Source organism: Pyxidicoccus sp. M6 (genome assembly GCF_055568925.1).
The window spans coordinates 5,538,342-5,561,411 of sequence record NZ_CM145714.1; the positions used below are offsets into that span (position 1 = coordinate 5,538,342).

A 23,070-nucleotide genomic window follows, 5' to 3' on the forward strand; every position below is an offset into this window, starting at 1 on the left:
CTAGCCGCCGCCGACGAAGGTGACGATTTCGATACGGTCTCCCGCCTGGAGGTGGTGCTCGGCGTGGCGGGCGCGGCGCACCACCTCGGCATTCACTTCCACGGCCACTCCGGGACCGCCCACCTGGAGCGACTCCAGCAGCGCCGAGAGGGTGACGCCCTCCGGCACCTCGCGTGTCTCTCCGTTGACCCAGACCTGCACGGCGTCACGGCTCCTTGCGACGGGGACCAGGGCACGCACTACAGGGGGCCCTGTGCGCTGTCAACGCGCTCTCCCACTTCGGCAGTGACGTGACGCTCCCACCCGCCGTGCGTTCGTCGACATTGTTCCCGAGCTGGGCAGCCGGGCGGCCGGGCGCCGAGTACCCGGGCGGCTTCCCCTGTGTCGTGAATCGCCAATGGCAAGCCCTGTGCAGGGGCCGCATCGACGCTCACTTTCTGCCCAACGCCGGGGACGGGTTCCCCGGTTCAAGGGAAAGGAAAGAACTCATGCGCAAGCTCATGATGGCGGTCACCGCGGTGGCGGGTCTGGCGATGGTTCCCGGTTGCAAGCGTGACAACGTCGAGTCGGAGCGCCGCGACGTTGCCGAGGCCCAGCAGGAGGCCTCGAAGGAAACGGCCGAGGCCCAGCAGGAGGCCTCGAAGGAAACGGCAGAGGCCCGCCAGGAGGCGTCTCGCGACATCGCTGGCGCGCAGAAGGAGGCGAACGAGGACATCGCCAGCGCGCAGCAGGACGTCCGCGAGGAGCAGGGTGAGCTGGCCGAGGCCGAGCGCAACCGCAACGAGGACCTGGCCGAGGACCAGCGCGAGCAGCAGGAGGACCTGGCGCAGGGCGGCTCCGGTGCGGCCGGGGCGACCTCCGCCGCGGCGGCCACCAACGTGCAGGGCCGCGTGCTCTCCACGGGGCATGACTCGCTGACCCTGGTCGACACGAGCAACAACAAGCAGCTCAAGCTGAAGACGAACGACCAGACCCGCATCCTGCAGAACAACGCGCCGGTGAAGCTGGACGACATCGCCGAGGGTGCCCAGGTCCGCGCCTCCTACGTCATGGACGGCAAGGACATGGTGGTCCGCGAGCTGACCGTCACCCAGCCGGTGCAGAAGAAGCAGTAGTCCCACGCACGGAGCAGTGGCCGGTACCGTTTCCTCACGGGCCGGCCCGGACGGCTCCCGCCTCTGGCGGGGGCCGTTCCCTTTTATTCGCGAATCCGTGCTGGGGGGTTGGATGGGTGTGTCGGACGTGGGTGGTAGGAGGGACCCGTGAGGTTTTCTCACGCCTTCCCAACCCAGGGGAGGACTTCCTGCCCAGGAGCCTATGGCCACCCATCACCCCGAGCACCCCTCTTCGAAGCCGTTCATCCTCTTCACCGCCGGGGCCACCTCCTATGAGCTGGTCCGCTTCCTCGGCCCCCGGGGGCCGGGGGAGATGCTGCTCGCGCGCCGGCACTACGCGGACACGCCCGGGGACCTCGTGGTCATCAAGCGGCTGCAGGACGCGGGGGATGTCCACGGGCGCGCGCGGCTGCGCGAGGAGGTGAAGCTGCTCATGCAGCTCAGCCACCCCGCCATCGCCCAGGTGTTCCTGGTGCGCATCCACGAGGGCTCGCCCCACCTCGTCATGGAGTACGTGGAGGGGCACAGCCTGGAGACGCTCACCAGCTTCGCGGCGCTGCGGCGCCGGCCCTTCTCGGAGGCCTTCGGCGCCTACGTGGGCGCGGAGGTCGCGGACGCGCTGCACCACGCCCACACGCTGGAGGACGCGCGTGGCCAGCCGCTGGGCATCGTCCACCGGGACGTGTCGCCGCGCACGCTGCGGCTGGACGTGCATGGTCGGGTGAAGCTGGCGGACTTCGCCATGGCGTGGGCGAAGCTGCCGGGGCGCGTGGGCACGGAGGGCCACGTCGTCCGGGGTGATTTGGCGTACGCGTCCCCGGAGGCGCTCGCGCGCCAGCCGCTGGATGGGCGCTCGGACCTGTTCTCCCTCGGCGTGGTGCTGCTGGAGCTGCTCACCGGGTTGCACCTGCTGGATTTGGAGGACGTGGAGCGCGCCGCGCTGGCCACGGGGCCGCTGCCGGAGGCGGAGACGCTTCGCGCGGAGGTGCCCAGCTGGCTGCCGGCGCCCATGATGGCCGCGCGCATGGCGTGCCTCGCTCCGGAGCACGTGGAGCGCGCCACTCGCGGGCTGTCCGGGCCCATGCGCGCCATCCTCTCGCGGCTGCTGCGGCGTGAGCCGGGGGAGCGCTTCCAGTCCGGCCTGGAGCTGCGGGACGCGCTGCGCGGCGTGCTGGGCGGGCTGGGCTACACCTACGGCCCCCGCGAGGCGGAGCGCGAGGCCGCCCAGGTGCGCCGCGACGCCCGCTCCCGTCGCAGGGCCGCGGACGTGCTGCGGTGGGAGGACTCCGCGCGGCCGGACTCCACACGGCGGGGAGACGCCCCGCGTGACGCGTGAGCAGGTGGTGGCCCGGGCCTTCACGCCTGTCGGGCACCGGCGTTCCGGCGCGGGTGGCGCTTGTCTCGCGCGCCCGGCCGGGCAGACTGGTGGGCATGGCTGACGTCAAGGTGAATGAGCTCCATCAGCGCTGGTGCCTCGCGGACGGGCACGCGGACTCCCTCATGTGGAACCGGGATTTGACGGCCCGCTCCGAGGAGGGGCACGTGGACTTCCCCCGCCTGCGGGAGGCGGGGGTGAAGCTGCAGTGCTTCACCATCGTCACCCGGGGCTTCCCCTTCATCGGGGGCTTCCCGGTGTTCGCCGCGTGGAAGGGGTGGCCCCGCGAGGCGCGCGCCAGCGAGTGGACGCGGGCGCTCTGGCAGATTGAGCGCATGGAGGAGTTCTGCCGCCGCTCCGGAGACTCGGCGCGCATCACCACCACCGGGGCCGCGCTGGAGGACAACCTCGCGCACGGGCGCCTGTCCGCGGTGCTGGGCGTCGAGGGCGGACATGCCATTGAAGGCCGCGTGGACCGGCTGGCGGAGCTTCACCGGCGCGGGGTGCGCTTCATGGGCCTCACCCACCTGTCCAACAATGACCTGGGCGGCTCCTCGTTTCCGATGATGGGCAACCGGGGACTGACGTCGCTGGGCCTCGAGGTGATGGAGGAGATGGCCCGGCTGGGGATGAGTGTCGACGTGGCGCATGCCTCGGAGCGCACGCTGGAGGACCTCTTCGCGCACCCCACGGTGCGGTATTTCTGTTCACACACGGGCGTGCGCGCGGCGGGCGGCGGCTGGCGCAACCTCAGCGATGCGTCGCTGCGGCGCATCGCGGACCGGGGTGGGGTGGTGGGCATCATCTTCGCTCCCGTGTACCTGGGCGGAGACTCGGTGGATGACGTGGTCCGCCACATCGAGCACGCGGTGGACGTCATGGGCGTGGAGGGCGTCGGACTGGGCTCGGACTACGACGGCATGGTGCCGCTGCCTCGGGGCATGAAAGACGTCACGGACCTGCACCTGCTCACGGAAGCCCTGCTGAAGCGCCATCCAGAGTCCTGGGTGGAACGCGTCGTGGGTGGAAACTTCCGGCGTTTCTTCCACGCGACACTGGGTGGTTGACCGGGAGCGGGACGCTCGAAATATTGGCCGCAAGCCTATGAACCGCTCTCTTCTCGTCGCCGTGTCCGTCGTTGGCTCCCTCCTCTTCGCTGGCTGTGGCCAGAAGGCGGGGGACAGCTGTGAAGGCAGCGGCTTCATCTGTCAGGAAGATGTCCTTGCGCTGGAGTGCCGGAGTGGCACGTGGCGCGAAGTGCCCTGCCGCGGGCCGCTGGGTTGCCGCGAGACGGACGACTCCGTGCGCTGCGACACGTCCAACAACCAGGCGGGCGACGCCTGCGCCTCCAGCGCCGAGGGCAAGGGCGTGTGCCGCCGGGACGGGCTCGCCGTCCTCGAGTGCCGCCAGGGCGTGCTGGAGGAGACGGCCTCCTGCTCCTCGTGCTCCGTCGAGGGCGACCAGGTGACCTGCCAGCCCTGAGCTTCAGGCCGGCCGTCAGGATTCTCCCGACGGGGCGTGTGCTAGCGTGGGGGTGCCGCTCGCGGGACTCCGATGCGACTTCCGATTCAAGCCTTTGGAGCCTGACACGCTGGTCGTATCCCTCTTCCCCGAGCGGCGCTTCCGTTCCAGTACCGGAAGCCTCGGGGAGGTCGTGCGCGGATGCCGGCGGTGATGGAAGTGCGCAGCGAGCAGGTCGCCCGCGAGGACCTGGTGATGTTCGTCAACGCGTGCTTCTCCTGCACCGGTCAGCGGGAGTTCTACGGCGACGCGCGCGGACAGTCCGTCTCCATCGAGTTCCTGCACCAGTACATCCTGGGCAACTACCGCCGCCTCTACGCGCGCACGCTCGCGGCCGGCATCAACCACTTCAACCAGGCGCAGATCGTCCTCAACCTGCTGGCCAGCGGCAGCCCCGCGTCGCCGGAGGACCGGGCGGAGGAGGGCGCGCTCATCGCCGCCACCCTTCGTGCGCTGCCTCCGCCGCGGGCCTTCCGGGTGCTGGAGTCGCTGCGCGCCCGGCGCATCAACAACCGCCGTGCCCGGGCCATCGTCCGTGAGTACCTCGCGGGCCGCGCGGACCTCGCCTTCGACGCGGTGAAGTACCGCTCCAAGCTGCGCGCGGCGGTGGTGCATGGGCACGTGAAGCTGCCGGGGGAGCTGGGCCCGTTCCTCATCCACGGCTGGAAGAAGCGCACGTATACGCAGCCGCTGCTGGAGGCGTTCCGTCAGGCGCACTTCACGCAGGATGCCGTCTACGCGCTGCCGTACACGGTGGCCGAGGGGTTGGCCGTGAAGCACAACATTCCCCGCGACGTATTCCTCCAGCGCATCGAGCCGCGACTCACGGCCGCGGAGCGGCTGCGCCTCCAGGAGTCCGCGGCGCGCGAGGCGGGCCGGGCGCCCACGGTGGACCTGGAGCGGGCGCCGCTGACGAAGCTGGCCCTCTATGTCCTGGCCCTGAAGCCGGAGGAGCGGCGGGAGCGGCGCGACGTGCTGCACACCGCGCTGGAGAAGGCCGCGGCGCGCGTGCTGGGCCGGGCGCCCGTGCCGCTGGGCCGGGTGGCGGCGGTGCTGGACAACAGCTACTCCGCCTCCGGCTCGCTGGAGAAGCGCCGCCGGCCGCTGGGCGTGGCGCTCGCCGCGCACTACCTGTTGTCCGCCGCGTCGCGCGACTACCGCGCCTTCTGGACGTGCCCCGTCGAGGACGCGGTGCAAGTTGGTGCGAGGGGGCAGACGGACATCGCCACGCCGCTGCTGGAGGCGCTGGCGTGGGGCGCGGACCTGGTGGTCATCGTCTCCGACGGCTACGACAACGACCCGCCGAAGGCCGTGGCCGAGCTGACGCGCGTCTTCCGCACGAAGCTGGACCCGGCGCGCCGCACGGCGCTGGTCCACGCCAATCCGGTGTTCGACGCGGAGGAATACGCACCGCGCTCCTTCGGGACGGCCGTGCCCACCGTGGGTGTGCGTGACGCGGAGGACCTGCCCACCGTGCTGGGCTTCGCCCGCTTCGCCGAGGGTGCGGCTCCGTTGTCGGAGTTGGAAGGCTACCTGTCCGCGCGCGTGCGCGGGCTGCTGGAGCGGGACGCACGCAGGCGGCAGCGAGACGCCGCGTCGGTAGCGCCGGTCATGGCGGAGGAGGGCGAGGGATGACGGACGCGCGACTGCTCGAGACGCTGGAGCCCGCCGGGCTGCGGCTGGCGCCCTCGCAGGTGTGGGGCGGCATCCGGCTGGTGCCCGTGCTGCGGGACTCCGTACGCAATGACTTGCGCTTCGCCCGGCGGACGTACGACGACCACCTCACCGTCGTCTCGCTGGAGGGCGAGCTGAAGGCGCCCGGCCTCAAGTACTGCTCGTACATTCCGCACGGCCTGGTGATGACGTGGGGCAACCGTCAGGCCGACGCCGTCCACGGCACGCAGCTCCAGGCGCCCGATGGGAAGCGCGTGAAGGTGGGGCCCTTCTCCGTGCGGTTGCTGCATCGCATGGTGCACCGCGAGGACCGTAACCAGCTCCGCATGCTGCCACTGCACCTGGCCATGGAGGGCTTCCTGGCCATGCACTTCGGCGGGCCGGAGATTGCGTGGACGGAGTACTCGCGCGAGGCGCTGTCCCACGGCCTGAATCCGCGCATGGAGACCTCGGTGCCGGGATGGGCCAACAACGCGCTGGATGGCGCGCTGCGCACCTTCGAGCTCCACGAGCGGCAGGTGGGCCTGCTCCTCTTCAACGCGGACGTGCTGCTGTCCGCCTTCGTCGTCTCGCACCCGGAGGACTACCGCGCGCTGCACCGCACGCTGCTGGAGGACTTCTACGGTGAGCTGCTGCTCCAGTACGGCTTCCTCGGCGCGGTGCCGGAGCTCGGTCTCTCCCTGGACGACGCGCGCATCACCAACCTGGACGACCTGCGCGCGGCGGTGGCGCGGATGCGCGGCGACTGGGCGGACTTCCACGCCTTCATGGCGGGAGGCCTCTTCGGCACGCCGGTGACGTCCGAGCGCATCTACGACGCGGGGCCGTTCCTCCTCCAGCGCTTCCACACGAGTCTCAAGCCCTCGGAGGAGAACCACCTGGGCGAGGCCATCGTCCGCGACGACGGCACGCTGGAGTACCTCAAGACGTACCGCCTCTCCTCGGCGCAGACGCGGCGCGCGTACCTCCTCCAGCAACTGGCCCAGGCCGGCTGGAAGCTGGAGAGCGCCGCGGAGCGCCTCACCACCACGCGCGACGACCTGGTCCTCCGCCTGCGCAACGCCGGTTTCGGCTACCTCCTCAAGGAGCACGTCCTCGAGGAGGCCACCCGCCGCGCGCGGCGCGGGCGCTGAAGGCTCCACGCGGGCTACTTCTTCTCCTGTCCCGGAGGCAGCGGTGAGTCGACGTAGCCGCCCTGCGCCAGCCGCTGCCCGTTGCGGTGATACATCTCCGCGGGCATCGCCTGGACGCCGGTGCCGTCAATCCAGCGATTGTAGAAGTTGAAGAGCGCGCAGACGGAGATGGCGTCGTAGATGGCCTCGTCCGTCCAGCCCACCGCCTTCAAGCGGTCGATGTCCTCCTGGCGCACCTGCGCCGACTCCTGGTTGAGCTTCTCCACGAAGACAAACAGCGCCTTCTCGGCGTCGGAGATGGGCGCCGAGCCCACGTCCTCCAGGACCGCCTTCACCACATCCGTGCTGCCCAGCAGTTCCGCCGCGACCGCGGCGTGAGAGCCCGTTCAAAACAAACATTCATTGCCGCGCGACGTATACGCGGCGATGAGCTCACGAAGCCCTGGCGAGAGGGGAGAGGGGCCGCGCATCACCTCCTGGGTGAAGACGGAGAGCGCCTCCGTCATTCGCGGCTTGAAGGCGAACAGGTGCCAGATTTGCGGAACGGGCGAGCCCGCCTCGCGCATCTTCCGGATGAGCCGGCCGTAGTGCGTGTCCGACTCGTGGGACTCCACGTCCTTCAGGTACATGCGCTCCACTGTCACCCTCCCGCGCGGACGAAGCCGGGTCCGCACGGGATGTTCGCACGCCGGAAGGACGCACCGCCAGCGAGGGCCCTCAGAGCGACGACAGGAACGCGTCGAGCACCGCGTTGAACTTCTCCGGCTGCTCCTGGTTGGACAGGTGCGCGGCGCCGGGGATGACCTCCAGCTTCGCGCCGGAAATCAGGTCTGCCATCGCCTTCGCCTTCTCGGGCGGGGTGATGGAGTCGTGCTCGCCCACCACCACCAGCGCCGGGCCCGCGTAGCGCGCCAGCATGTCCTTGCTGTCCGGCCGCAGCGCCATGCCCCGCTGCGCGGCGGCGATTCCCTCGCGAGACGCCGTGCGAATCATCGCCGCCACCTCGCGTCCCACTGGCGAGTCCGGCCCTGAGGCCACCAGCTTCGGCAACAGGGTCTGGATGATGGGCTCCGGGCCCTTCTCCAACGCCTCATTCGCGGACGCCTCGCGCCGGGCCTTGCCCGCCTCGTCATCCGCGGTGGCCTGCGTGTCCACCAGCACCAGGCCGGCCACCCGGCCCGCGTCCTCGCGCAACAGCGCCATGGCCGCGTAGCCGCCCATGGACACGCCGCCCAACACCACCCTGTCGAGCTTCAGCGAGTCCAGGAGCGAAATCGCATCCCGAGCGATGCGCGACATCTCCGTGGGCCCGTCGCCAATTCTGCTCTGCCCGAAGCCTCGGTGGTCCGGGATGATGAAGCGGTAGCGTCCCGAGAGCGCCTTCACCTGCGCGTCGAAGGAGTCACCATTGAGCGGGAAGGCGTGTAGCAGCAGCACCGGCGGGCCCTGGCCCACGTCCCGGTAGTGCAGGGGGATTCCATCCACCGACACGGTCAGCATGTTTCTCCTCCGTGGGTCAACGAGACGTCAGAGCCACTGCTTGTGCTTGAACCACAGGATGAGCGCCACCGGGAACCCGATGAGCGTCGCCCACATGATGTAGTAGTAACCGCGCGTGGTGATCTGCTCGAAGTTCTGCCCGAAGAAACCAACGATGAACGACAGGGGCAGGAACAGGGTGGCGAAGATGGTGAGCTGCTTGGAGATGTCGTTCGTCTTGTTGGCGACCATGGACAGGTAGCCGTCCATCACGTTGCCCACGATGTCCCGGCCCGCGTCGATCTGCTCGTACAGCCGCACCAGGTGGTCGTAAACGTCGCGGAAGTAGAGCGTCGTCTTCTCGTGGATGTGGGGGATGCCGCGCCGGGACAGCAGGCCCACCACGTCGCGCTGCGGCGACAGCACCCGGCGGACCTTCACCAGCATCCGCTTCATCTCGAAGATGCGTTGCAGGTGTGACTTGTCCACGTTCTCGAAGATGGCGACCTCCAGGTCCTCCAGCTCGTCGCTGAAGGAGTCCAGGATGGGGAACTGCGCGTCCACCAGTCCGTCCGCCAGCATGTAGAGGACGAAGTCCATGCCCCGGCCAATCGTTCCCTTGGGGTCGTCCTTCACGCGCTTGAGCACCGAGTCGAAGCCGTCGAAGTGCAGCTCGTGCACGCTGATGAGCCAGTCCTGGGCGAGGAAGAAGTGGTGCTCGTGGAGCGTCACGTCACAGACGTTCTTGCTCGCGACGGTGAAGCCCTGCATCACGATGAACTGGTGGTTGGGGTATTCCTCCAGCTTGGGCCGCTGGTCCAGGTGGAGGCAGTCCTCCACGGCCAGCTTGTGGAGGCCGAACCGCTCCGCCAGCCGGGCCATGACCTCCTCGGTGGGCTGCTCCACGTCAATCCACTTCCGCCCCTCGTGCGAGAGCAGCTCCTCCCCTCCGCAGACCACGTGACCGTCCTTCAACAGACAGACCTGGATCATCCCGTAGCGCTCCTGATTCTCGGCGGCCGTGCCCGGAGGCGAGTGCTAGAACTCCCCCGCGCCGAAGTCGAGCGCTAGTAGAGTGTGACTCCCGTGTCCGAAGCCGCTGAGAATCCCCAGGCCTCGCTGTCGCCGAGGCTCGAAGAAATCCTGAAGTCCATTCCCGACCGCGCGTTCGCCGGCCGCCTGCGCAAGGTGTACGCCGCCGCGGCGCAGGCCATCGCCCGGCTGAGCGACATGGACCTGGTGAAGTACGAGACGCCCGTCGTGGACTCGTCCCCGGACCTGTCGCTGTGGGAGGAGATGGCGCCCGTCATCCGCGACACGGTGATGGACGTGAACGCGCTGCTCAACGTCATCCGAGAGCAGTTCCCCGTGCAGCCCCTGGGCGGCATCGCCGACACGGTGAGCCGCGCGGCGAACGAGGCCGGCAGGGGCCCGGGCGGCGTGGACGACCCGTCCGGCGTGCTCCAGGAGGCGATGAGCCAGATTGCCCAGGGCGTCACCCAGCTCGGCGAGGCGATGCGCAACCCGTCCGTGGTGAGTGACCGGTGGACGCTGCTGTCGGAAATCCAGCGTTTCCGTTCCCGCTTCCGCGAGCAGGTGAGCAACCTCGTCTTCGAGTCGGTGAGCACCTTCGGCGAGGTGACGCGCGCCCAGGTGGTGCCCGGCTACGAGGCCGAGGTGAAGGCCGCCGTGACGGTGCGTGCGATTACGTCCGACCTGGCCCGCATCATCGCCGCGCGCCTCAAGAAGGTCCGCGAGGCCGAGCCCGAGGACGTGCAGTGGAACGCGCAGCAGCTCCAGACGGAGCTGGACGCCTTCGGCCGCACCGCCGCGTACCGGAACCTGCGCGCACAGGACAAGCGCCACATCGTGGAGATGCGCGCGGAGGTCGGCCGCCTGGCCATCCTCCCCAATCCGGCCAGGCCGGAGCTGGTGACGGTGGTGGAGCAGCTCGATGAGTTCGTGCGCGGCCTGTCCGCCGTGAATCAGCGGCAGGTGCTCATCATCCATGACCGCGAGGTCTGGGCCTCCTGCGGCGTGCGGCTGGAGCGGGCCCTGTCGCTGGTGGGCACGGACGTGGCCGGCGCTGCGAAAGCGCTCGCGGAGGCGGCTGGCAGTGCCCAGTCCCTCTATGGCCGGGACTCCGAGCTGGATGCCTTCCTGCGCAAGGCGCGCAAGCTTCAAATCGGCCAGATGTCCCAGGCCGAGCTGCGCTCCACCATCGAGAGCTTCCAGGGACTGCTCGCCCAACTGGACGTGATGTGATGGCGGCCTCCAGCAAGGTGGCTTCTCCGCGCCCGCTGCGCGAGGCGGACCTGTCCCGCGTGGAGGGCATCTTCACGGACGTGGACGGCACGCTCACCACGGGGCACAAGCTGCGCTCGGGCACGGTGCAGGCGCTCGAGCGCCTGTCCGCCGCGGGCCTGCACGTGGTGCTGGTGAGCGGGCGTCCAGCGGGGTGGGGCGAGGCGTGGGCGAGGCAGCTCCCCGTGGACGGCGTCATCGTGGAGAACGGGGGCCTGTTCTTCCTGCGAGGGAAGCACGGCCGGCTGCGGAAGGTGTACGCGGAAGCGCCCGCGGAGCGCATGGCCAATCGCAAGCGCCTCCAGGCCGAGGTAGCCCGGGTGCTGAAGCAGGTCCCCGGGGCGCGGCTGTCGCTGGACAGCGCGTACACGGAAGTGGACCTCGCGGTGGACTACAACGAGGAGGCGCGGCTCGGAGACGCCGGGGCCACGCGAATCGAGGAGTTGCTGACCGCGCGGGGCGTGACGGCGGTGCGCTCGTCGGTGCACGTCAACTGCTGGCTGGGCCGCTTCGACAAGCTGCACGCCACGCGGCGCTTCGCGAAGGTGGCATGGGGCGAGCGGCTGGAGCCGGGGGACGGGCGTTACGTGTACGCGGGGGATTCTTTCAACGACGCCCCGATGTTCGCAGCATTTGCACTGGGCGTGGGCGTGGCGAATGTCCGCTCCGTCCTCGACAGGATTGACGCGCCGCCGGCTTTCATTACCCGGGCGGCCGAGGGGCGGGGCTTCGAGGAGCTGGCAAGAGCCGTCCTCGCCCGCCGGGCCCGCAGAGGCTCGTGAGGAGTGACACCGTGAATGTCGTGAAGCTGGAGCTGGCGCGAGGACTGGGGCGCCACCTGCGCGCGGGGCACCCGTGGGTGTTCCGCAAGGCGCTGGAGCACGTGCCGAGGATTCCGGCCGGCTGCGTGGTGGACCTGACGGAGAACGGGAAGTTCGTGGCGCGCGGGTACTACGACCCGCACTCCGCCATCGCCGTGCGCGTGCTCACCCGGGACCCGCGCGAGTCGGTGGACGCGGCCTTCATCACCCGCCGGGTGAAGGCTGCGCTGGCCGAGCGCCAGTCCCTCATCGACCTGACCGACACGGACAGCTACCGCCTGATTCACGGCGAGGGAGACGGGCTGCCGGGCGTGGTGGTGGACCTCTACGCGGGCTGGGCGGTGATGAAGCTCTACTCGGCGGGCCTCACGCCCTACCGGCCGCTCATCCTCGAGGCGCTGAAGGCGGGCGTGCCCGGACTGAAGGGCGTCCTCGGCCGCGACGAGGTGGGGCGCGACGACGTGGACGAGGACGAGGGCCGCGGCTCCGGGAAGATGCTCTACGGCCACGAGGCGCCGGAGCAGATTCCCATCCGCGAGCGCGGCGCAACGTTCCTCGTGGACGCGTGGCGCGGACAGAAGACGGGTTTCTTCCTGGACCAGCGCGAGAACCGCTACCTCATCCGGCGGCTGGCGAAGGGCCGCGACGTGCTGAACTGCTTCAGCTTCAGCGGCGGCTTCTCCGTCAACGCGGCGCTGGGCGGAGCGAACAGCGTGTTCTCCGTGGACCTGGACCCGGACGCGATTGCCCTCGCGCGTGAGAACTTCACGCGCAACGGGCTGCCCGCGGAGAAGTACGACTTCCTCGCGGCGGACGTGTTCAAGATCATCCAGTCTTTCAAGGACGAGGGCCGTACCTTCGACCTCATCATCCTGGACCCGCCGGCCTTCGCGAAGAGCCAGCGCGCGGTGCAGGCGGCCATCGACGGGTACGCGTCCCTCAACCGCCAGGCGCTGGGCATCCTGCGTCCGGGCGGGCTGCTGGCCACGGCGTCGTGCTCGGCGCGAGTGAGTCCGCTCGACTTCATGGGCGCGGTGCGCGAGGCGAGCTTCAAGGCCGGCGTGGACCTGGCGCTCGTCGAGGAGCGCTACCAGCCGCCGGACCACCCCGTGCGCCTGCAGTTCCCCGAGGGGAAGTACCTCAAGTTCTACGTGCTGCAGTCGGTGTAGCTCGCGCGGGCCTCGAGGCCTGAAACGCACCGGGTGGCGCCTCGCACGGCGTCGCCCGGTTCGTTCTCCACGCGCTGCACGGTGCGTCGTGCAGGCTGGGCTACTTCTTGGCGGGAATCACCTTCGCCGCGACGCGCTCGAACACGGGGCCGCCCCAGGTGACGCTCGCGTCCATCAGCTTCTGCATGCCAATCGCGAACGACTGCTCGGGCGGAGCCGCGGTGTACGTGCGGCTCAGGAAGAGGCTCTTGCTCTCCTGCTCGAAGTCCACGGTGCCGCCGCCGGTGTCCGTGCCGGCCTTCTCCTCGGCGCGGAAGCCGTCGAGGACGCCGGGGCGGGGCGCGTCGCGGAAGCGGTAGATGAGCGCGCTGCACTTCAGCTCGCCCGAGGTGGGGACGAACTCGAAGTAGAGCTGCGCACCGCCCTTGGCGATGCCGCCGAAGCCCTGGGGATTGAGGCCCGGACTGAGCTGCTCGCCCTGGGCACGCATGAAGGACTGCACCAGTCGCTGCGCCTCTTCGATGTTCATGTGCGCCTGTTTAGCACGACGTGCCCTAGAAGTTCCCGGCGCGGCCCTGCTCGAAGGGCACGCGGTGCTTCAGGTACGTATCGGCCAGGGCGTGCGCGCCGCTGAACATGTTCTTCTCGGAGAAGTAGTGCACCTTCGCGCCCTTGCCCGCGTCGCGCAGGAAGTCCATCGGGCTCTTGCCGCTCCCGCCGAGGCCGAAGAGGGTGGGGACGATGTCCTTGTCGTTGACGTAGTGCACGTAGTTGGGGCCGTCCGGGTACTTGCACGCGGCCGCGCCGAACGTCTCCACGTTGAGGCGGCTCATCGTCTGCTCCACCTGCGCCTTGGACATCCCATCTTCGATGCGCAGCCGGCGCGCCACGTCATTCAGCGCGCGCGAGGTGATGAGCCCGCCGTGGCTGTAGCCCATCAGGTGCACCGAGCGGCCCGCCTTCAGCTCTGAGTAGAGGGTGTCCGCCAGCGTGTCGACTGCCGGGTTCTTGCCCTTGTCCAGCTTGTCCTTCACGCACTGGAGCAGGTCCGAGACGACGCCCTCGGTGGCGTTGTGGATGCCGATGGCGCGCATGCCGGACTGGTCCGCGATGGCCTGCAACTCCGCGGACTGGCCGTTCTTGTCCGTGGAGATGCCATTCACGTAGATGAGCGTCTGTGTTGCGTTCGGGTTGTTGCGCGGCGTGACGGCGGGAATCTGGCTCAGCGGAGTGCCGGGCTCGAACGTCTGCCCGCCCGCGCCCACCAGCTTGCCGTCATAGGCTTTGTCCTTCGCGCCCGGAGGCGCCGTGAAGACGCCGGCGACGGTGCTCGTCTTGGCGGCCTTGCTCTCGAAGCCGTCCGCGACGGTGTTGAGCTTCTGCCCCGCGCGCTCCGCGACCTTCACCGTGTTCGCCGCCGGGGTGCTCGCCGTCTGGGTCTTCGCCACGGTGTTCGTCGTGCCGGTGCCGACCTTCGGGGTGAGGTTCCGGTTTCGGTCGATGAGGCTCATGCGGGGGGACTCCTGACTGGGTGTGGGGGAGAGGGCAGGGACGCCGCTGTTCTCCATTCTCCCTCTGCGCCCGTGGAAGTTGCGTGGGGTTGGACGCTTGAAGTGTGGGGAGATGTGCCTGCGTATGAACGCCAGGGCCGCGCCGCACCTGCGAGGGTTAAGGTGGGCGCATGGTCCAGAAAGGACAGTTCCTGGAGCGCGCCACGCTGGTCCCGGTGGGCAGAGAGGTGATGGAGGGCACCGCCCACCGCGGCACCAAGGCACCGCCGCTGCTCGTCATTCCGCCCCGTCCGGACGAGGGTGGAGGCATGGACCACGTCATCGCGGCGGAGCTGGTCTGGGCCGCCGCCAACGCGGGCTTCCCAACGCTGCGCTTCAACCACCGGGGCGTGGGCGCCAGCCAGGGCACGCGGGGGAAAGACCTGGCGCTTCTGGAGGACGCCGAGGCCGCCATGCGCATGCTGATGGAGAACGCGGGCACGTCCGCGGTGGCGGTGGCGGCACTGCATGGCGGGGCTCAGGTGGCCCTGGCGCTCCAGGCGAAGCACCCGTCCGTGGGGGGCCTGTGCCTGGTGGCGCCCGCGGACGTGGCGCCGGAGGTGCTGGGCCGGGTGACGTGTCCGCTCCTGGTGGTCCAGGGCGAGCAGGACGCTCGCCTGCCCAGGGCGAAGGTGGCGGCCGCTGTCGCCCAGGCGGGCGGCGATTTAGAGGTCATCGACGATGCCGGCGTCACCTTCCAGCGCAACCTTCCCCAGGTCGGCCGGGCCGTGGCCGCCTGGCTGCGGCGACTCTCCGGCGGATGACCGATGCCGATGCAACCCTTTGGACTTCTTCACGTTTCTTGACGCCCGGGCCCTTGCACGCCGGGAGAGGGGGCGTACAGACTGTGAGTGCAGACCCAATCGTTCCGACATTCGTTCGTAGGGGTCTTCTGGAAGAGCCTCGTTCCTCAAGGAGTGGCCCGATGCGGATGGTGCGATGGACCCTGGGTGGCGCGGTGCTGGCCCTGACGCTGGCAAGCGCCTGCGCATCTCGCTCGGATGAGCAGGAGTCGCCCCCACCGGCGGAGTCCGGAGCCGCGGCGGCCGAGGCGCTCGAGCCCGCGGACGTAGTCCCCGGCGCCATCGTCGTCGACTTCAAGGACGGCACCACCAAGGCCGAGTTCGACGCCTGGGAGTCCGACTGGGGCATCGACCTGGAGCTCAACTCCGTGGAGAGCGCCGACGACGCCCTCACCCTGGCGGTGGGCGTGGATGACGTGGAGGGCACGCTGGCTCGCATCCGCCAGAACCCCAACGTGGAGTCCGCCGAGCCGCTGATGGAGGTCCACGCCAGCTTCACGCCGAATGATCCGCAGTACTCCGAGCAGTGGAACCTGCGGATGATCGACATGCCCAAGGCGTGGGAGCGCAACCACGGCAAGGGTGTGGTGGTGGCGGTGCTCGACACCGGCATCGCGTACGAGGACTACGACGAGTTCAAGCAGGTGCCGGACCTCAAGGGCGCGAAGTTCACGAAGGGCTACGACTTCGTGAACGACGACGAGCACGCCAATGACGACCACGGCCACGGCACGCACGTGGCGGGCACCATCGCCCAGGCCACCAACAACAAGGAGGGCGTGGCGGGCGTGGCCTTCGAGGCGACGCTGATGCCGGTGAAGGTGCTCAACCACTTCGGTGGCGGCACCACGGCGGACATCGCGGACGCCATCCGCTTCGCGGCGGACAAGGGGGCCAACGTCATCAACATGTCCCTGGGCGGCGGCGGGTACTCGCAGGTGATGGCGAGCGCGGTGGAGTACGCGCGCAAGAAGGGCGTTACCGTGGTGGCGGCGGCCGGCAATGGCGGGCGTGCGCGCGTGGAGTTCCCCGCGGCCTACCCAGGCGCGGTGGCGGTATCGGCGGTGGGCCCGGACAGCACGCTGGCGCCGTACTCGTCCTATGGCAAGGAGCTGGACATCGCCGCGCCGGGCGGTGACAAGCGCCGCGGCGACCAGGGCGGCATCCTCCAGAACACCATCGACCCGAGAGACCCGTCCCGCTCCGTCTACGCCTACTACCAGGGCACCAGCATGGCCACGCCGCACGTGGCCGCGGTGGCCGCCATGCTGTACGCGGCCGGCGCCAAGGGCCCGGACGAGGTGGAGAAGGCGCTGTATGCCGGCGCGAAGAAGGTGGCGGACCAGGCGTGGAGTGAGCAGTACGGCCACGGTCTGCTCAACGCGGAGGCCTCGTTGGCGTCGCTGCGCGGCGGGCTGTCGCAGTGGCCGCCGCTGTACTGGGCGCTGGCGCTGCTGGCCTTCGTCCTGCTGACGCTGCGCGGGGGGGCGCGGCCCGGCTACCTCAACGTGCTCTTCAAGCCCGCGTTCCTCATCCCGCTGCTGCTGTCGACGGTGGGCGCCTTCTTCCTGAAGAACTGGTTCGGCGGCGCGGAGGGCGCGGCGGGTGACGTGGTGAACGTGGCCTCGCTGCCCATCCCCGACTGGGAGCGCATCATCTTCGGCCGCGGCAAGACGGTGAACCCGCTGTTCTACAGCGCGCTGATTCCGCTGCTCATCTCGCTGCCGTCCATCAAGTGGCGCGGGCTGCGCGCGGCGACGGGCGGCCTGGCGCTGGGCTTCGCGGGCTTCCTCGCTTACTCCGCGTGGGCGGGGGCTCCGGCGCTGGCGTGGATGCCCTTCACCTTCCTGGCGAAGCCGTGGCTCGGCTTCAACACGGTGCTGTGCCTCATCATCGCCCGCGCGATGCTCAAGAAGGAGGACGCGTGAAGCTCACCGGACGCGTCGTCTTCCGCGACATCGAGACGGGCGTATGGGTGCTGGAGGGTGACGACGGCACCACGTACCAGCTCGCTGGCGGCGACCGCAAAATCAAGAAGGACGGCCAGCGCATCGAAGCCGAGGGCCGCGTGGACAAGGACATGCTCACCAGCGCCATGGTGGGCCCGGTGTTCCACGTCAGCTCGTACCGCTTCGTCTGACGTCACCGGCGCCGCCGCCAGGTCACGGCTTCTTCGGAAGGGGAAGGCCCAGTGCCTGGCGGTGCGCGCGTATCTGTCGCTCGCGCTCTTCCTGGTAGCCCTCCATCGGCGCTTCGCCCCGGCGCGCGGAGCCACGGAGCGCCATGAGCGCCTTCCGCTCCGCGACGAGCCCGGGAGGCGCGTTCTTCCCGAGCTCGGGCAGCGGGTGCTTCATGTCGTAGTAGTTGAGCGCGAGGCCGCGGGAGTCCACGGCGGCCAGTACGCCCAGCGCCACCGTGGCGCCCACCACCCAGGGCAACAGCAGCAACGCGAGGTCCGGACGGGGCGCGGGCGAGCGTGCCTCTTCGTCGGTGGCTCGCGGCGGCCCACCCAGGAGCGCCGGGAAGTGGCGCGCGGCGGTGAGCAGCGCGGACAGTCCGATGAGGCCCAGGCCCGCGAGCGCGAGCACGGCGCGCGGGTCCGTCTCCGTGTCGGCGGCATCCTGTCCCAGGGCCTTCGCCGCGAGGAAGAGCACGGAGGACACGATGTTGTTGGCCGCATGCGCGGCGATGCCCGGCCACAGCGAGCCGGTGCGCAGGTAGAGCCACCCGAAGAGCAGCCCCAGCTCCGCACGAGCAGCGAAGCCCACCGGGTCCAGGTGGAACGCGCTGAAGATGATGGCCGACACCACCAGCGCGCGCACGGGAGAAGCGGGGGGCGCGGGCGTCAGGCCCCGCTGGAGGATGCCTCGGAAGAAGAACTCCTCGCACACCGGCGCGGCGATGGAGACGCCGCAGAGGATGAGGGCCAGCTCCAATGACGTCTGGCCCTCGAAGAGGCGCGAGCCGTCGAACAGCTTCGTGAGCCACTCGGGGGCAATGCTCTGGGCGCCGTACTGGATGGGCACCACCAGCGCGAAGAAGTTGGCCACGCCCAGCATGAAGCCGAAGAGGGTGGCGGCGCGCGGTGCCGGCGTCAGCCCGGTGTACTCGCGAGGCTTCCACCCGCCGAAGCGCAACATCACCCAGCCGAGGGCAAAGAAGACGAAGATCTCCGTGAACCAGATGCCGAAGGCGGTGTTGAGCAGCTGCACTCCAGCGCCCGCGGTGATGAAGAGCAGCAGCGCGAGGATCGTCCCCACCACCGCCAGCGTGAGAGGGCTCGTCGGAGCCTTGGAGGGGGGCTCCGTGGGGCCGGGCGGCTGCGGCGGTTGCGAGTCGCTGGGAACGGAGTGTTCCACCGTTGTGTCTCCTTGTTGCGAAAACCAGACTGCCCGGACTGCGCCTTCCTGTCCTGCTGGTACGTTGACGTCCTTCATCCTGGCTCGAACAGCGAAGCGGACGTGGTGCTTACACCCTGTGCACCCTGTGGCTGGGCCTGGGGGCTGCGACGTCGCACGCGGCGGCGCTCCAGATGGAGGCGCGCACCGAGGCACAGGCGTACCAGATTCGAGCGTGGCGCGGCACCACGCCGGACGACGACGGCGCCCTGAGCGGGCGCGTTACCGTCGCGTGTAGGGGAAATCCTCGGAGACGGGATTGCCGTTCTCGTCACCCTCGACATGGGCGGCGAGCCGGTCCGCGGACTCCTGTCGGTAGAGGATGCGCTTCGGGTGGTCGTGCAGGCCGAGGCGCAGCCTTGCTGCGTACGTCACGCCCGCCTGAGGTACTCGCGGATGCTGTCCGCGAGCTGCCTCCGCTTCTCTGCGTCCTGCGCCGTCGGCCCCAGCTCCAGCTTCTTGTCCTTGTCGACGAGGAGCTTCTGGTCCTGCAGGTAGGCCACCGCGTTCTCCAGGGTGACCTTGGCCAGGGACTCGGCGGCGGTGATGCGGCCCGCGTGGTACTCCGCGCGGCCCGTCTCCAGCGCCAGCTTGATGAAGGCCTTCTTGTCCGTCGCCACGCCGGTGGCCACGTCCTCCATCGTCATCGCGGCCAGCAGGTACGACTCCAGGTAGTCGCGCAGCAGGTCGGCCAGGAACTCCAATTCCGGGCGCGCATGGGGCTCGGGGGCGAGCTTCAGCGTGTTGCCCTCGTGCAGCACCAGGCCCATGCGCGCCAGCCGCTCCACCGTCTCCGCGAAGATGGTGTCGAAGGTGAGGCCCACCCGGTAGATGAACTCCACCTTGAAGAGGCGAGATAGGAACAGCGCCCGGTCCTTGACGTCGTCGTACTCGGAAGGGGAGCCGGCCGCGAGCAGCGCGTTGGCCACGAGGCTGCGCGCGGCCACCAGGTTCATCAGCGTGTTCTTGTAGAAGGACATCTCCGGGCGGCGCGAGTCCTCCACCTGGTAGATGACCTCGCCGCGCGCCTCCTGCGTGCGCACCATCTCGTCGTTGATGAACGTGCGCATGGCATCCTGGATGGGACCCATCGTCTCCGGATTGCTCGGAGCGTTGCGCAGTTCCTTGGACAGCGGCGCGCCGTCCTCCAGGGCGATGCGGCGCAGGACGCTGATGCGGTCCGTGAGCTCGCGCTGCCCGAGCCCACGCAGCCGGTGCGCCAGCAGGGCCGTGCTCACCAGCGCGTGCGGCGTCACGGTGGACACCTTGCTGATGCCGTACATCACCCGGTTGCCGAGCGCGCGCACCAGGCCCTTCTTCTGCTCGTCGTTGACGGGCTCCTCGGGGTTGAGCCCGCGGCCCTTCATGAACTCCTGCAGCGAGATGGGCTCGTCGAAGCTGAGGTGGATGCGCCCGTAGCGGGCAGCGAGCACCTTGGGCGTACTGAGGAGCGCCTTGAGGTCCTCCGGCTTCTTCTCTCCGCCGGCGAGCTCCTTCGAGTAGCTGCCGGACTCCACGACCTTCTCGTAGTCGATGGACACCGGCACGAACATGAGGTCGTTGCGCGCGCCCTCGAGCACCGACTCCACCTGCCAGGTGAACATGCCCAGCTTGGGCAGCAGCAGCTTGCCCGTGCGCGAGCGGCCGCCCTCGGGGAAGAACTCCTGGTGGGTGCCGTCGTGCACCAGCTTGCGGACGTACGCCTTGAAGGACGCGGCGTAGACCTTGTCGTCCTTGAACGAGCGCCGCAGGAAGAACGCGCCGCAGCGGCGGAAGATGGGGCCCAGCGGCCAGAAGGAGAGGTTGGCGCCCGCGGCCACCAGCGGCACCGTGTAGCCGCGGTTCCACAGAATCCAGCTCATCACCAGGTAGTCGACGTGGCTCTTGTGGCTGGGGCACAGCACGAGCGGCGCCTTGCCCGCGGCCTTGAGCGCGCGGTGCAGGCCCGCCTCGTCCACTTCGATGCCGTCGTAGATGCGGTTGAACACCCACTCCAGCGTGGGCGCGATGAAGGCCAGCGTCGTCGGGCTCGGCCGCGCGGCGATGGCCTCCAGGTTGCGGCGGGCCTCGCGCAGCACGCTCTCCTGCTTGCGCCCCGTCGCCGCCGCGTGCTCGTCCAGCACCTTGCGGAGCTGGCGATCTCTCAGCGTCTCGTCGATGACGCGCGCCGCGGGCTTCACGGGCGGGCCGAACACGGCGCGCGTCTCGCGGGCGAGGTGGACGTGGAGCGTGCTGCGCACCTTGCGCGCCAGCACCTCGTTCGAGTCCGTCGGGTTCTGCTCCACGAAGCGTCGCAGGTCGATGGGCTCGCCCACGCGGAACTGCGCGCGCTTGTAGTTGCGGAAGAAGGCGAGCATCGAGTGCAGGAATCCCGGCGCCTCTGGGCTCCCGAACACGATGTCCACCCAGTTGGGCTTGAGGCGCGCGGTGCGCTTCTCCCAGATGAACAGCTCCGGCACCAGGTACACCGGCCGGTCCGACTGGCGCGCCATGGCCACCAGGGCGGGGAAGGGGTCCTCGCGGGTCTCCTTCCCCGACGGGGCCAGCAGCGCGGTGCGGCGTAGGAACACGAGCCCGCTGCCGCCCTGCTGCCGTGCGTACTCGAAGCGGTGGGCGAAGTCGCCGCGGTGCTTCGTCTGCCGCCAGGGGCGGGTGAACCACGGCCGCAGGTTCACCACGGCCCGCACGGGCGGCAGCGCCCGGCGGACCATGGCCCAGGCCAGGTAGAGGAAGTTCACCCACGCCGTGGAGCGCATGACGTGCACCACGAACCCCTTGGCGTGCAGGGTGCGCAGCTCGTCCTCGGTCTCCGCTGAGAAGTGGACGCCGTCCAGGTAACGGGCACCCAGCGCCCGGCCCATGGGGCCGAACTCTTCCTTCAGCGATGCCTCACCCTGATTCCCAGTCTGAGTCAGCACGGTGTCCACGTGAGCCCCCCGGCTACATGTTGTCCGGCGTCGGAATGCCCAGCAGCGTCAGTCCCGCCGCGAGCGTAATCCGCGTCGCGTCCGTCAGGGCAAGCCGGGCCGCGCGCAGCGCGTCGTTGCCTTCGATGTTGATGCGCTTGTCGCGGTCCTGGTTTCCCAGCGTGTAGTAGCGGCTGAGAGCCGCGGCCACGTCGAGGAGCAGTCGCGCCACGAGGCTCGGCTCGTACTGCTCCGCGGCCTCGCGCACCACCTCGGGCAGGCGCATGACTTCGCGCACCAGGGCCTGCTCCTCGGGAAGCGTCAGCAGACTCGCGTCGTAGCTGGCCGGCGCTCCACCGCCCTTGCGCAGCACGTTGACGACGCGCGCGTGCGCGTACTGGAGATAGGGACCGGTGTGGCCCTCGAAGCTGAGCACCTCTTCCCAGTCGAAGGTGTAGTCGCTGGCGCGCTTGTGCTTGAGGTCACCGAAGGCGATGGCGCCCAGGCCGATCTGCTCGGACAGCACCTCGGGGTCGTCCGTGTAGATGCGGCCCGCCTCGATGTTCTCCCGCACCTTGACCGCCACCCGCTCCTTCGCCTCGTCGAGCACCTCGTTGAGCTGCACCACCTGGCCCTTGCGCGTGCTCATGCCGTGGATGCGGCCGAAGGCCACGTGCACGGTGCGGTCTGCCCAGGGATGGCCCATCTCCTTCAGGGTGCGGAACACCTGGCGGAAGTGCAGCGCCTGGTCTTGCGCCACCACGTACAGTGACTTGTCGAAGTGGAAGCGCGCGTACCGGTCCTCCGCCGCGGCCAGGTCGCGCGTGGCGTACAGCGTGCTGCCGTCCTTCTTCTTCAGCAGGATGGGCGGCTCGTTCTCCGCGTAGGGCAGGTCGACGATGAGCGCGCCCTCGGACTCCTTCACGCCGGGCTTCTTCGCGATCTGCTCGATGACCGCGTCCATCTTCCCCTGGTAGCGGCTCTCGCCCTCGATGTGCTCGAACTCGATGCCCATCCGCTCGTAGATGAGCTTGAAGCCCTTGATGCTCGTCTCTCGGAACTGGTTCCAGAGCTTGAGCGCCTCGGCGTCACCTGCCTCCATGCGCCGGAAGAAGTCGCGGGCCTTCTCGTCGAACTCGGGCTCCGCCTCGGCGCGCTTGTTCGCCTTGACGTACACCTCCACGAGGTGCCCCATGTCGTCGATGCGCTTCGGGTCGCCGTACTCCTGGAAGCCCACCGCGACGAGGCCGAACTGCTTGCCCCAGTCGCCCAGGTAGTTGATGCCCTCCACCTTCCAGCCCAACGCCCGGTAGATGTTGGCGATGCAGTGGCCGAGGAACGTGGTGCGGATGTGGTGGAAGCCGATGGGCTTGGCGATGTTGGGCGACGAGTAGTCGATGACCACCGTCTTGCCGCGCCCCGCGTCCTTGTCGCCACCGTAGGCCAGCCCCGCCGAGCGGGCGGCGTCGATGACCTCGGCCGTGAAGGGCAGGGGAGCGAAGCGGGCGTTGACGTACGGGCCCACCGCCTTGATGTCGAGCCCCGGCACGCTGACCGACTGGGCGAGCCCCGCGGCAATGGCGGGCGGCGCCTTCTTCTGCGCCTTGGCGAGGGGGAAGGTGGCGAAGCTCAGGTCGCCGTGCGCCGGCTCGGCGGGCTTGATCTGAGCTTCAATCTCGGACGCCGGCACACCCAGGGCCGTGGCGAGGCCCTGGGCGAATGCGGCGCGATATCGGGAGTAGACGGAATTGCTCATGGGAACGCGGCGATACTAGACAAACCGAGGCGCCGAGCGGCCACCTCTTGTTCGCGCCCAGGGGCC

23 protein-coding genes are annotated in these 23,070 nt (G+C 69.4%); 12 read left to right on the forward strand and 11 right to left on the reverse strand.

Annotation, left to right across the window (positions count from 1 at the left end; translation table 11 throughout):
• A complete protein-coding gene (thiS, locus tag ACVTJA_RS22075; protein ID WP_465838942.1) occupies positions 1–201 on the reverse strand; it encodes a sulfur carrier protein ThiS in 201 nt (66 codons plus the stop codon).
• A 287-nt stretch (positions 202–488) separates the two neighbouring features.
• On the opposite strand from thiS, the gene ACVTJA_RS22080 reads away from it, so the two are divergent.
• The 6 genes from ACVTJA_RS22080 to ACVTJA_RS22105 all read left to right on the forward strand — a co-directional run bounded on the left by ACVTJA_RS22080 (position 489) and on the right by ACVTJA_RS22105 (position 6,818).
• The gene (locus tag ACVTJA_RS22080; protein ID WP_465838944.1) at positions 489–1,115 is read left to right on the forward strand and encodes a hypothetical protein; all 627 of its coding nucleotides are present in this window, start codon (positions 489–491) and stop codon (positions 1,113–1,115) included.
• 202 nt (positions 1,116–1,317) lie between these two features.
• A complete protein-coding gene (locus ACVTJA_RS22085) occupies positions 1,318–2,451 on the forward strand; it encodes a serine/threonine-protein kinase (protein WP_465838946.1) in 1,134 nt (377 codons plus the stop codon).
• A 95-nt stretch (positions 2,452–2,546) separates the two neighbouring features.
• Complete coding sequence (locus tag ACVTJA_RS22090; RefSeq protein ID WP_465838948.1) at positions 2,547–3,557, forward strand: dipeptidase; 1,011 nt, start codon at positions 2,547–2,549, stop codon at positions 3,555–3,557.
• A gap of 37 nt (positions 3,558–3,594) precedes the next feature.
• Positions 3,595–3,972 (forward strand): hypothetical protein, encoded by a 378-nt coding sequence (locus ACVTJA_RS22095; RefSeq protein ID WP_465838949.1) that lies wholly within the window; start codon positions 3,595–3,597, stop codon positions 3,970–3,972.
• Positions 3,973–4,152: 180 nt separating this feature from the next.
• Complete coding sequence (locus ACVTJA_RS22100) at positions 4,153–5,646, forward strand: hypothetical protein (protein ID WP_465838950.1); 1,494 nt, start codon at positions 4,153–4,155, stop codon at positions 5,644–5,646.
• Positions 5,643–6,818, forward strand: a complete 1,176-nt coding sequence (locus tag ACVTJA_RS22105; protein ID WP_465838952.1) for an ARPP-2 domain-containing protein — start codon at positions 5,643–5,645, stop codon at positions 6,816–6,818. The genes ACVTJA_RS22100 and ACVTJA_RS22105 overlap by 4 nt, the downstream gene beginning before the upstream one ends.
• Positions 6,819–6,832: 14 nt before the next feature.
• Here the strand turns inward: ACVTJA_RS22105 and ACVTJA_RS22110 are convergent, their stop codons facing one another.
• The 4 genes from ACVTJA_RS22110 to corA all read right to left on the reverse strand — a co-directional run bounded on the left by ACVTJA_RS22110 (position 6,833) and on the right by corA (position 9,290).
• Positions 6,833–7,156: a carboxymuconolactone decarboxylase family protein gene (locus tag ACVTJA_RS22110; RefSeq protein ID WP_465838953.1), complete on the reverse strand. Its 324-nt coding sequence runs from the start codon at positions 7,154–7,156 to the stop codon at positions 6,833–6,835.
• Positions 7,157–7,204: 48 nt separating this feature from the next.
• A complete protein-coding gene (locus ACVTJA_RS22115) occupies positions 7,205–7,447 on the reverse strand; it encodes a peroxidase (protein ID WP_465840484.1) in 243 nt (80 codons plus the stop codon).
• Positions 7,448–7,535: 88 nt separating this feature from the next.
• The gene (locus ACVTJA_RS22120) at positions 7,536–8,318 is read right to left on the reverse strand and encodes an alpha/beta fold hydrolase (protein ID WP_465838954.1); all 783 of its coding nucleotides are present in this window, start codon (positions 8,316–8,318) and stop codon (positions 7,536–7,538) included.
• Positions 8,319–8,345: 27 nt separating this feature from the next.
• Complete coding sequence (gene corA, locus ACVTJA_RS22125) at positions 8,346–9,290, reverse strand: magnesium/cobalt transporter CorA (RefSeq protein ID WP_465838956.1); 945 nt, start codon at positions 9,288–9,290, stop codon at positions 8,346–8,348.
• 84 nt (positions 9,291–9,374) lie between these two features.
• Between corA and ACVTJA_RS22130 the strand changes: the two genes are divergently transcribed.
• Genes ACVTJA_RS22130 through ACVTJA_RS22140 form a run of 3 tightly spaced genes read left to right on the forward strand, consistent with a single transcriptional unit; the run spans position 9,375 to position 12,591 of the window.
• Complete coding sequence (locus ACVTJA_RS22130; RefSeq protein WP_465838958.1) at positions 9,375–10,562, forward strand: hypothetical protein; 1,188 nt, start codon at positions 9,375–9,377, stop codon at positions 10,560–10,562.
• On the forward strand, positions 10,562–11,383 hold the full coding sequence (locus ACVTJA_RS22135) for an HAD-IIB family hydrolase (protein WP_465838959.1): 822 nt from the start codon (positions 10,562–10,564) through the stop codon (positions 11,381–11,383). Before ACVTJA_RS22130 ends, ACVTJA_RS22135 begins: the two co-directional genes overlap by 1 nt.
• Before the next feature lie 11 nt (positions 11,384–11,394).
• Positions 11,395–12,591: a class I SAM-dependent rRNA methyltransferase gene (locus ACVTJA_RS22140; protein WP_465838961.1), complete on the forward strand. Its 1,197-nt coding sequence runs from the start codon at positions 11,395–11,397 to the stop codon at positions 12,589–12,591.
• Positions 12,592–12,691: 100 nt separating this feature from the next.
• Here the strand turns inward: ACVTJA_RS22140 and ACVTJA_RS22145 are convergent, their stop codons facing one another.
• Together ACVTJA_RS22145 and ACVTJA_RS22150 are read right to left on the reverse strand one after the other, a co-directional pair.
• Positions 12,692–13,120: a hypothetical protein gene (locus ACVTJA_RS22145; RefSeq protein ID WP_465838963.1), complete on the reverse strand. Its 429-nt coding sequence runs from the start codon at positions 13,118–13,120 to the stop codon at positions 12,692–12,694.
• A 25-nt stretch (positions 13,121–13,145) separates the two neighbouring features.
• Positions 13,146–14,102 (reverse strand): hypothetical protein, encoded by a 957-nt coding sequence (locus tag ACVTJA_RS22150; RefSeq protein ID WP_465838965.1) that lies wholly within the window; start codon positions 14,100–14,102, stop codon positions 13,146–13,148.
• Between the two features lie 170 nt (positions 14,103–14,272).
• Here ACVTJA_RS22150 and ACVTJA_RS22155 point away from each other — a divergent pair, with 170 nt between their 5' ends.
• From ACVTJA_RS22155 to ACVTJA_RS22165, 3 genes are all read left to right on the forward strand, one after another.
• Positions 14,273–14,905 (forward strand): alpha/beta hydrolase, encoded by a 633-nt coding sequence (locus tag ACVTJA_RS22155; protein WP_465838967.1) that lies wholly within the window; start codon positions 14,273–14,275, stop codon positions 14,903–14,905.
• 161 nt (positions 14,906–15,066) lie between these two features.
• Positions 15,067–16,872, forward strand: a complete 1,806-nt coding sequence (locus tag ACVTJA_RS22160) for a S8 family serine peptidase (protein WP_465838969.1) — start codon at positions 15,067–15,069, stop codon at positions 16,870–16,872.
• Entirely contained in the window at positions 16,869–17,084 is a 216-nt protein-coding gene (locus tag ACVTJA_RS22165; RefSeq protein WP_465838971.1) for a DUF5818 domain-containing protein, read from the forward strand. Before ACVTJA_RS22160 ends, ACVTJA_RS22165 begins: the two co-directional genes overlap by 4 nt.
• Positions 17,085–17,106: 22 nt before the next feature.
• On the opposite strand, the gene ACVTJA_RS22170 is transcribed toward ACVTJA_RS22165, so the two are convergent.
• From ACVTJA_RS22170 to argS, 4 genes are all read right to left on the reverse strand, one after another.
• Complete coding sequence (locus ACVTJA_RS22170; protein WP_465838972.1) at positions 17,107–18,303, reverse strand: CPBP family glutamic-type intramembrane protease; 1,197 nt, start codon at positions 18,301–18,303, stop codon at positions 17,107–17,109.
• Positions 18,304–18,564: 261 nt separating this feature from the next.
• Positions 18,565–18,717, reverse strand: a complete 153-nt coding sequence (locus ACVTJA_RS22175) for a hypothetical protein (RefSeq protein WP_465838974.1) — start codon at positions 18,715–18,717, stop codon at positions 18,565–18,567.
• Complete coding sequence (locus tag ACVTJA_RS22180) at positions 18,714–21,203, reverse strand: 1-acyl-sn-glycerol-3-phosphate acyltransferase (RefSeq protein ID WP_465840485.1); 2,490 nt, start codon at positions 21,201–21,203, stop codon at positions 18,714–18,716. Before ACVTJA_RS22180 ends, ACVTJA_RS22175 begins: the two co-directional genes overlap by 4 nt.
• 79 nt (positions 21,204–21,282) lie before the next feature.
• Positions 21,283–23,004: an arginine--tRNA ligase gene (gene argS, locus ACVTJA_RS22185; RefSeq protein WP_465838975.1), complete on the reverse strand. Its 1,722-nt coding sequence runs from the start codon at positions 23,002–23,004 to the stop codon at positions 21,283–21,285.
• Positions 23,005–23,070 lie beyond the last annotated feature (66 nt).

What these genes read in the sequence shown, in the direction of transcription:
- ACVTJA_RS22080 (WP_465838944.1), top strand. Translation starts at nt 489, where the DNA reads ATGCGCAAGCTCATGATGGCGGTCACCGCGGTGGCGGGTCTGGCGATG.
- ACVTJA_RS22105 (WP_465838952.1), top strand. Translation starts at nt 5,643, where the DNA reads ATGACGGACGCGCGACTGCTCGAGACGCTGGAGCCCGCCGGGCTGCGG.
- corA (WP_465838956.1), bottom strand. Translation starts at nt 9,290, where the DNA reads ATGATCCAGGTCTGTCTGTTGAAGGACGGTCACGTGGTCTGCGGAGGG.
- ACVTJA_RS22150 (WP_465838965.1), bottom strand. Translation starts at nt 14,102, where the DNA reads ATGAGCCTCATCGACCGAAACCGGAACCTCACCCCGAAGGTCGGCACC.
- ACVTJA_RS22135 (WP_465838959.1), top strand. Translation starts at nt 10,562, where the DNA reads ATGGCGGCCTCCAGCAAGGTGGCTTCTCCGCGCCCGCTGCGCGAGGCG.
- argS (WP_465838975.1), bottom strand. Translation starts at nt 23,004, where the DNA reads ATGAGCAATTCCGTCTACTCCCGATATCGCGCCGCATTCGCCCAGGGC.
- ACVTJA_RS22155 (WP_465838967.1), top strand. Translation starts at nt 14,273, where the DNA reads ATGGTCCAGAAAGGACAGTTCCTGGAGCGCGCCACGCTGGTCCCGGTG.
- ACVTJA_RS22095 (WP_465838949.1), top strand. Translation starts at nt 3,595, where the DNA reads ATGAACCGCTCTCTTCTCGTCGCCGTGTCCGTCGTTGGCTCCCTCCTC.
- ACVTJA_RS22090 (WP_465838948.1), top strand. Translation starts at nt 2,547, where the DNA reads ATGGCTGACGTCAAGGTGAATGAGCTCCATCAGCGCTGGTGCCTCGCG.
- ACVTJA_RS22160 (WP_465838969.1), top strand. Translation starts at nt 15,067, where the DNA reads ATGCGGATGGTGCGATGGACCCTGGGTGGCGCGGTGCTGGCCCTGACG.
- ACVTJA_RS22180 (WP_465840485.1), bottom strand. Translation starts at nt 21,203, where the DNA reads ATGGGCCGGGCGCTGGGTGCCCGTTACCTGGACGGCGTCCACTTCTCA.
- ACVTJA_RS22085 (WP_465838946.1), top strand. Translation starts at nt 1,318, where the DNA reads ATGGCCACCCATCACCCCGAGCACCCCTCTTCGAAGCCGTTCATCCTC.
- ACVTJA_RS22145 (WP_465838963.1), bottom strand. Translation starts at nt 13,120, where the DNA reads ATGAACATCGAAGAGGCGCAGCGACTGGTGCAGTCCTTCATGCGTGCC.
- ACVTJA_RS22115 (WP_465840484.1), bottom strand. Translation starts at nt 7,447, where the DNA reads ATGTACCTGAAGGACGTGGAGTCCCACGAGTCGGACACGCACTACGGC.
- ACVTJA_RS22120 (WP_465838954.1), bottom strand. Translation starts at nt 8,318, where the DNA reads ATGCTGACCGTGTCGGTGGATGGAATCCCCCTGCACTACCGGGACGTG.
- ACVTJA_RS22100 (WP_465838950.1), top strand. Translation starts at nt 4,153, where the DNA reads ATGCCGGCGGTGATGGAAGTGCGCAGCGAGCAGGTCGCCCGCGAGGAC.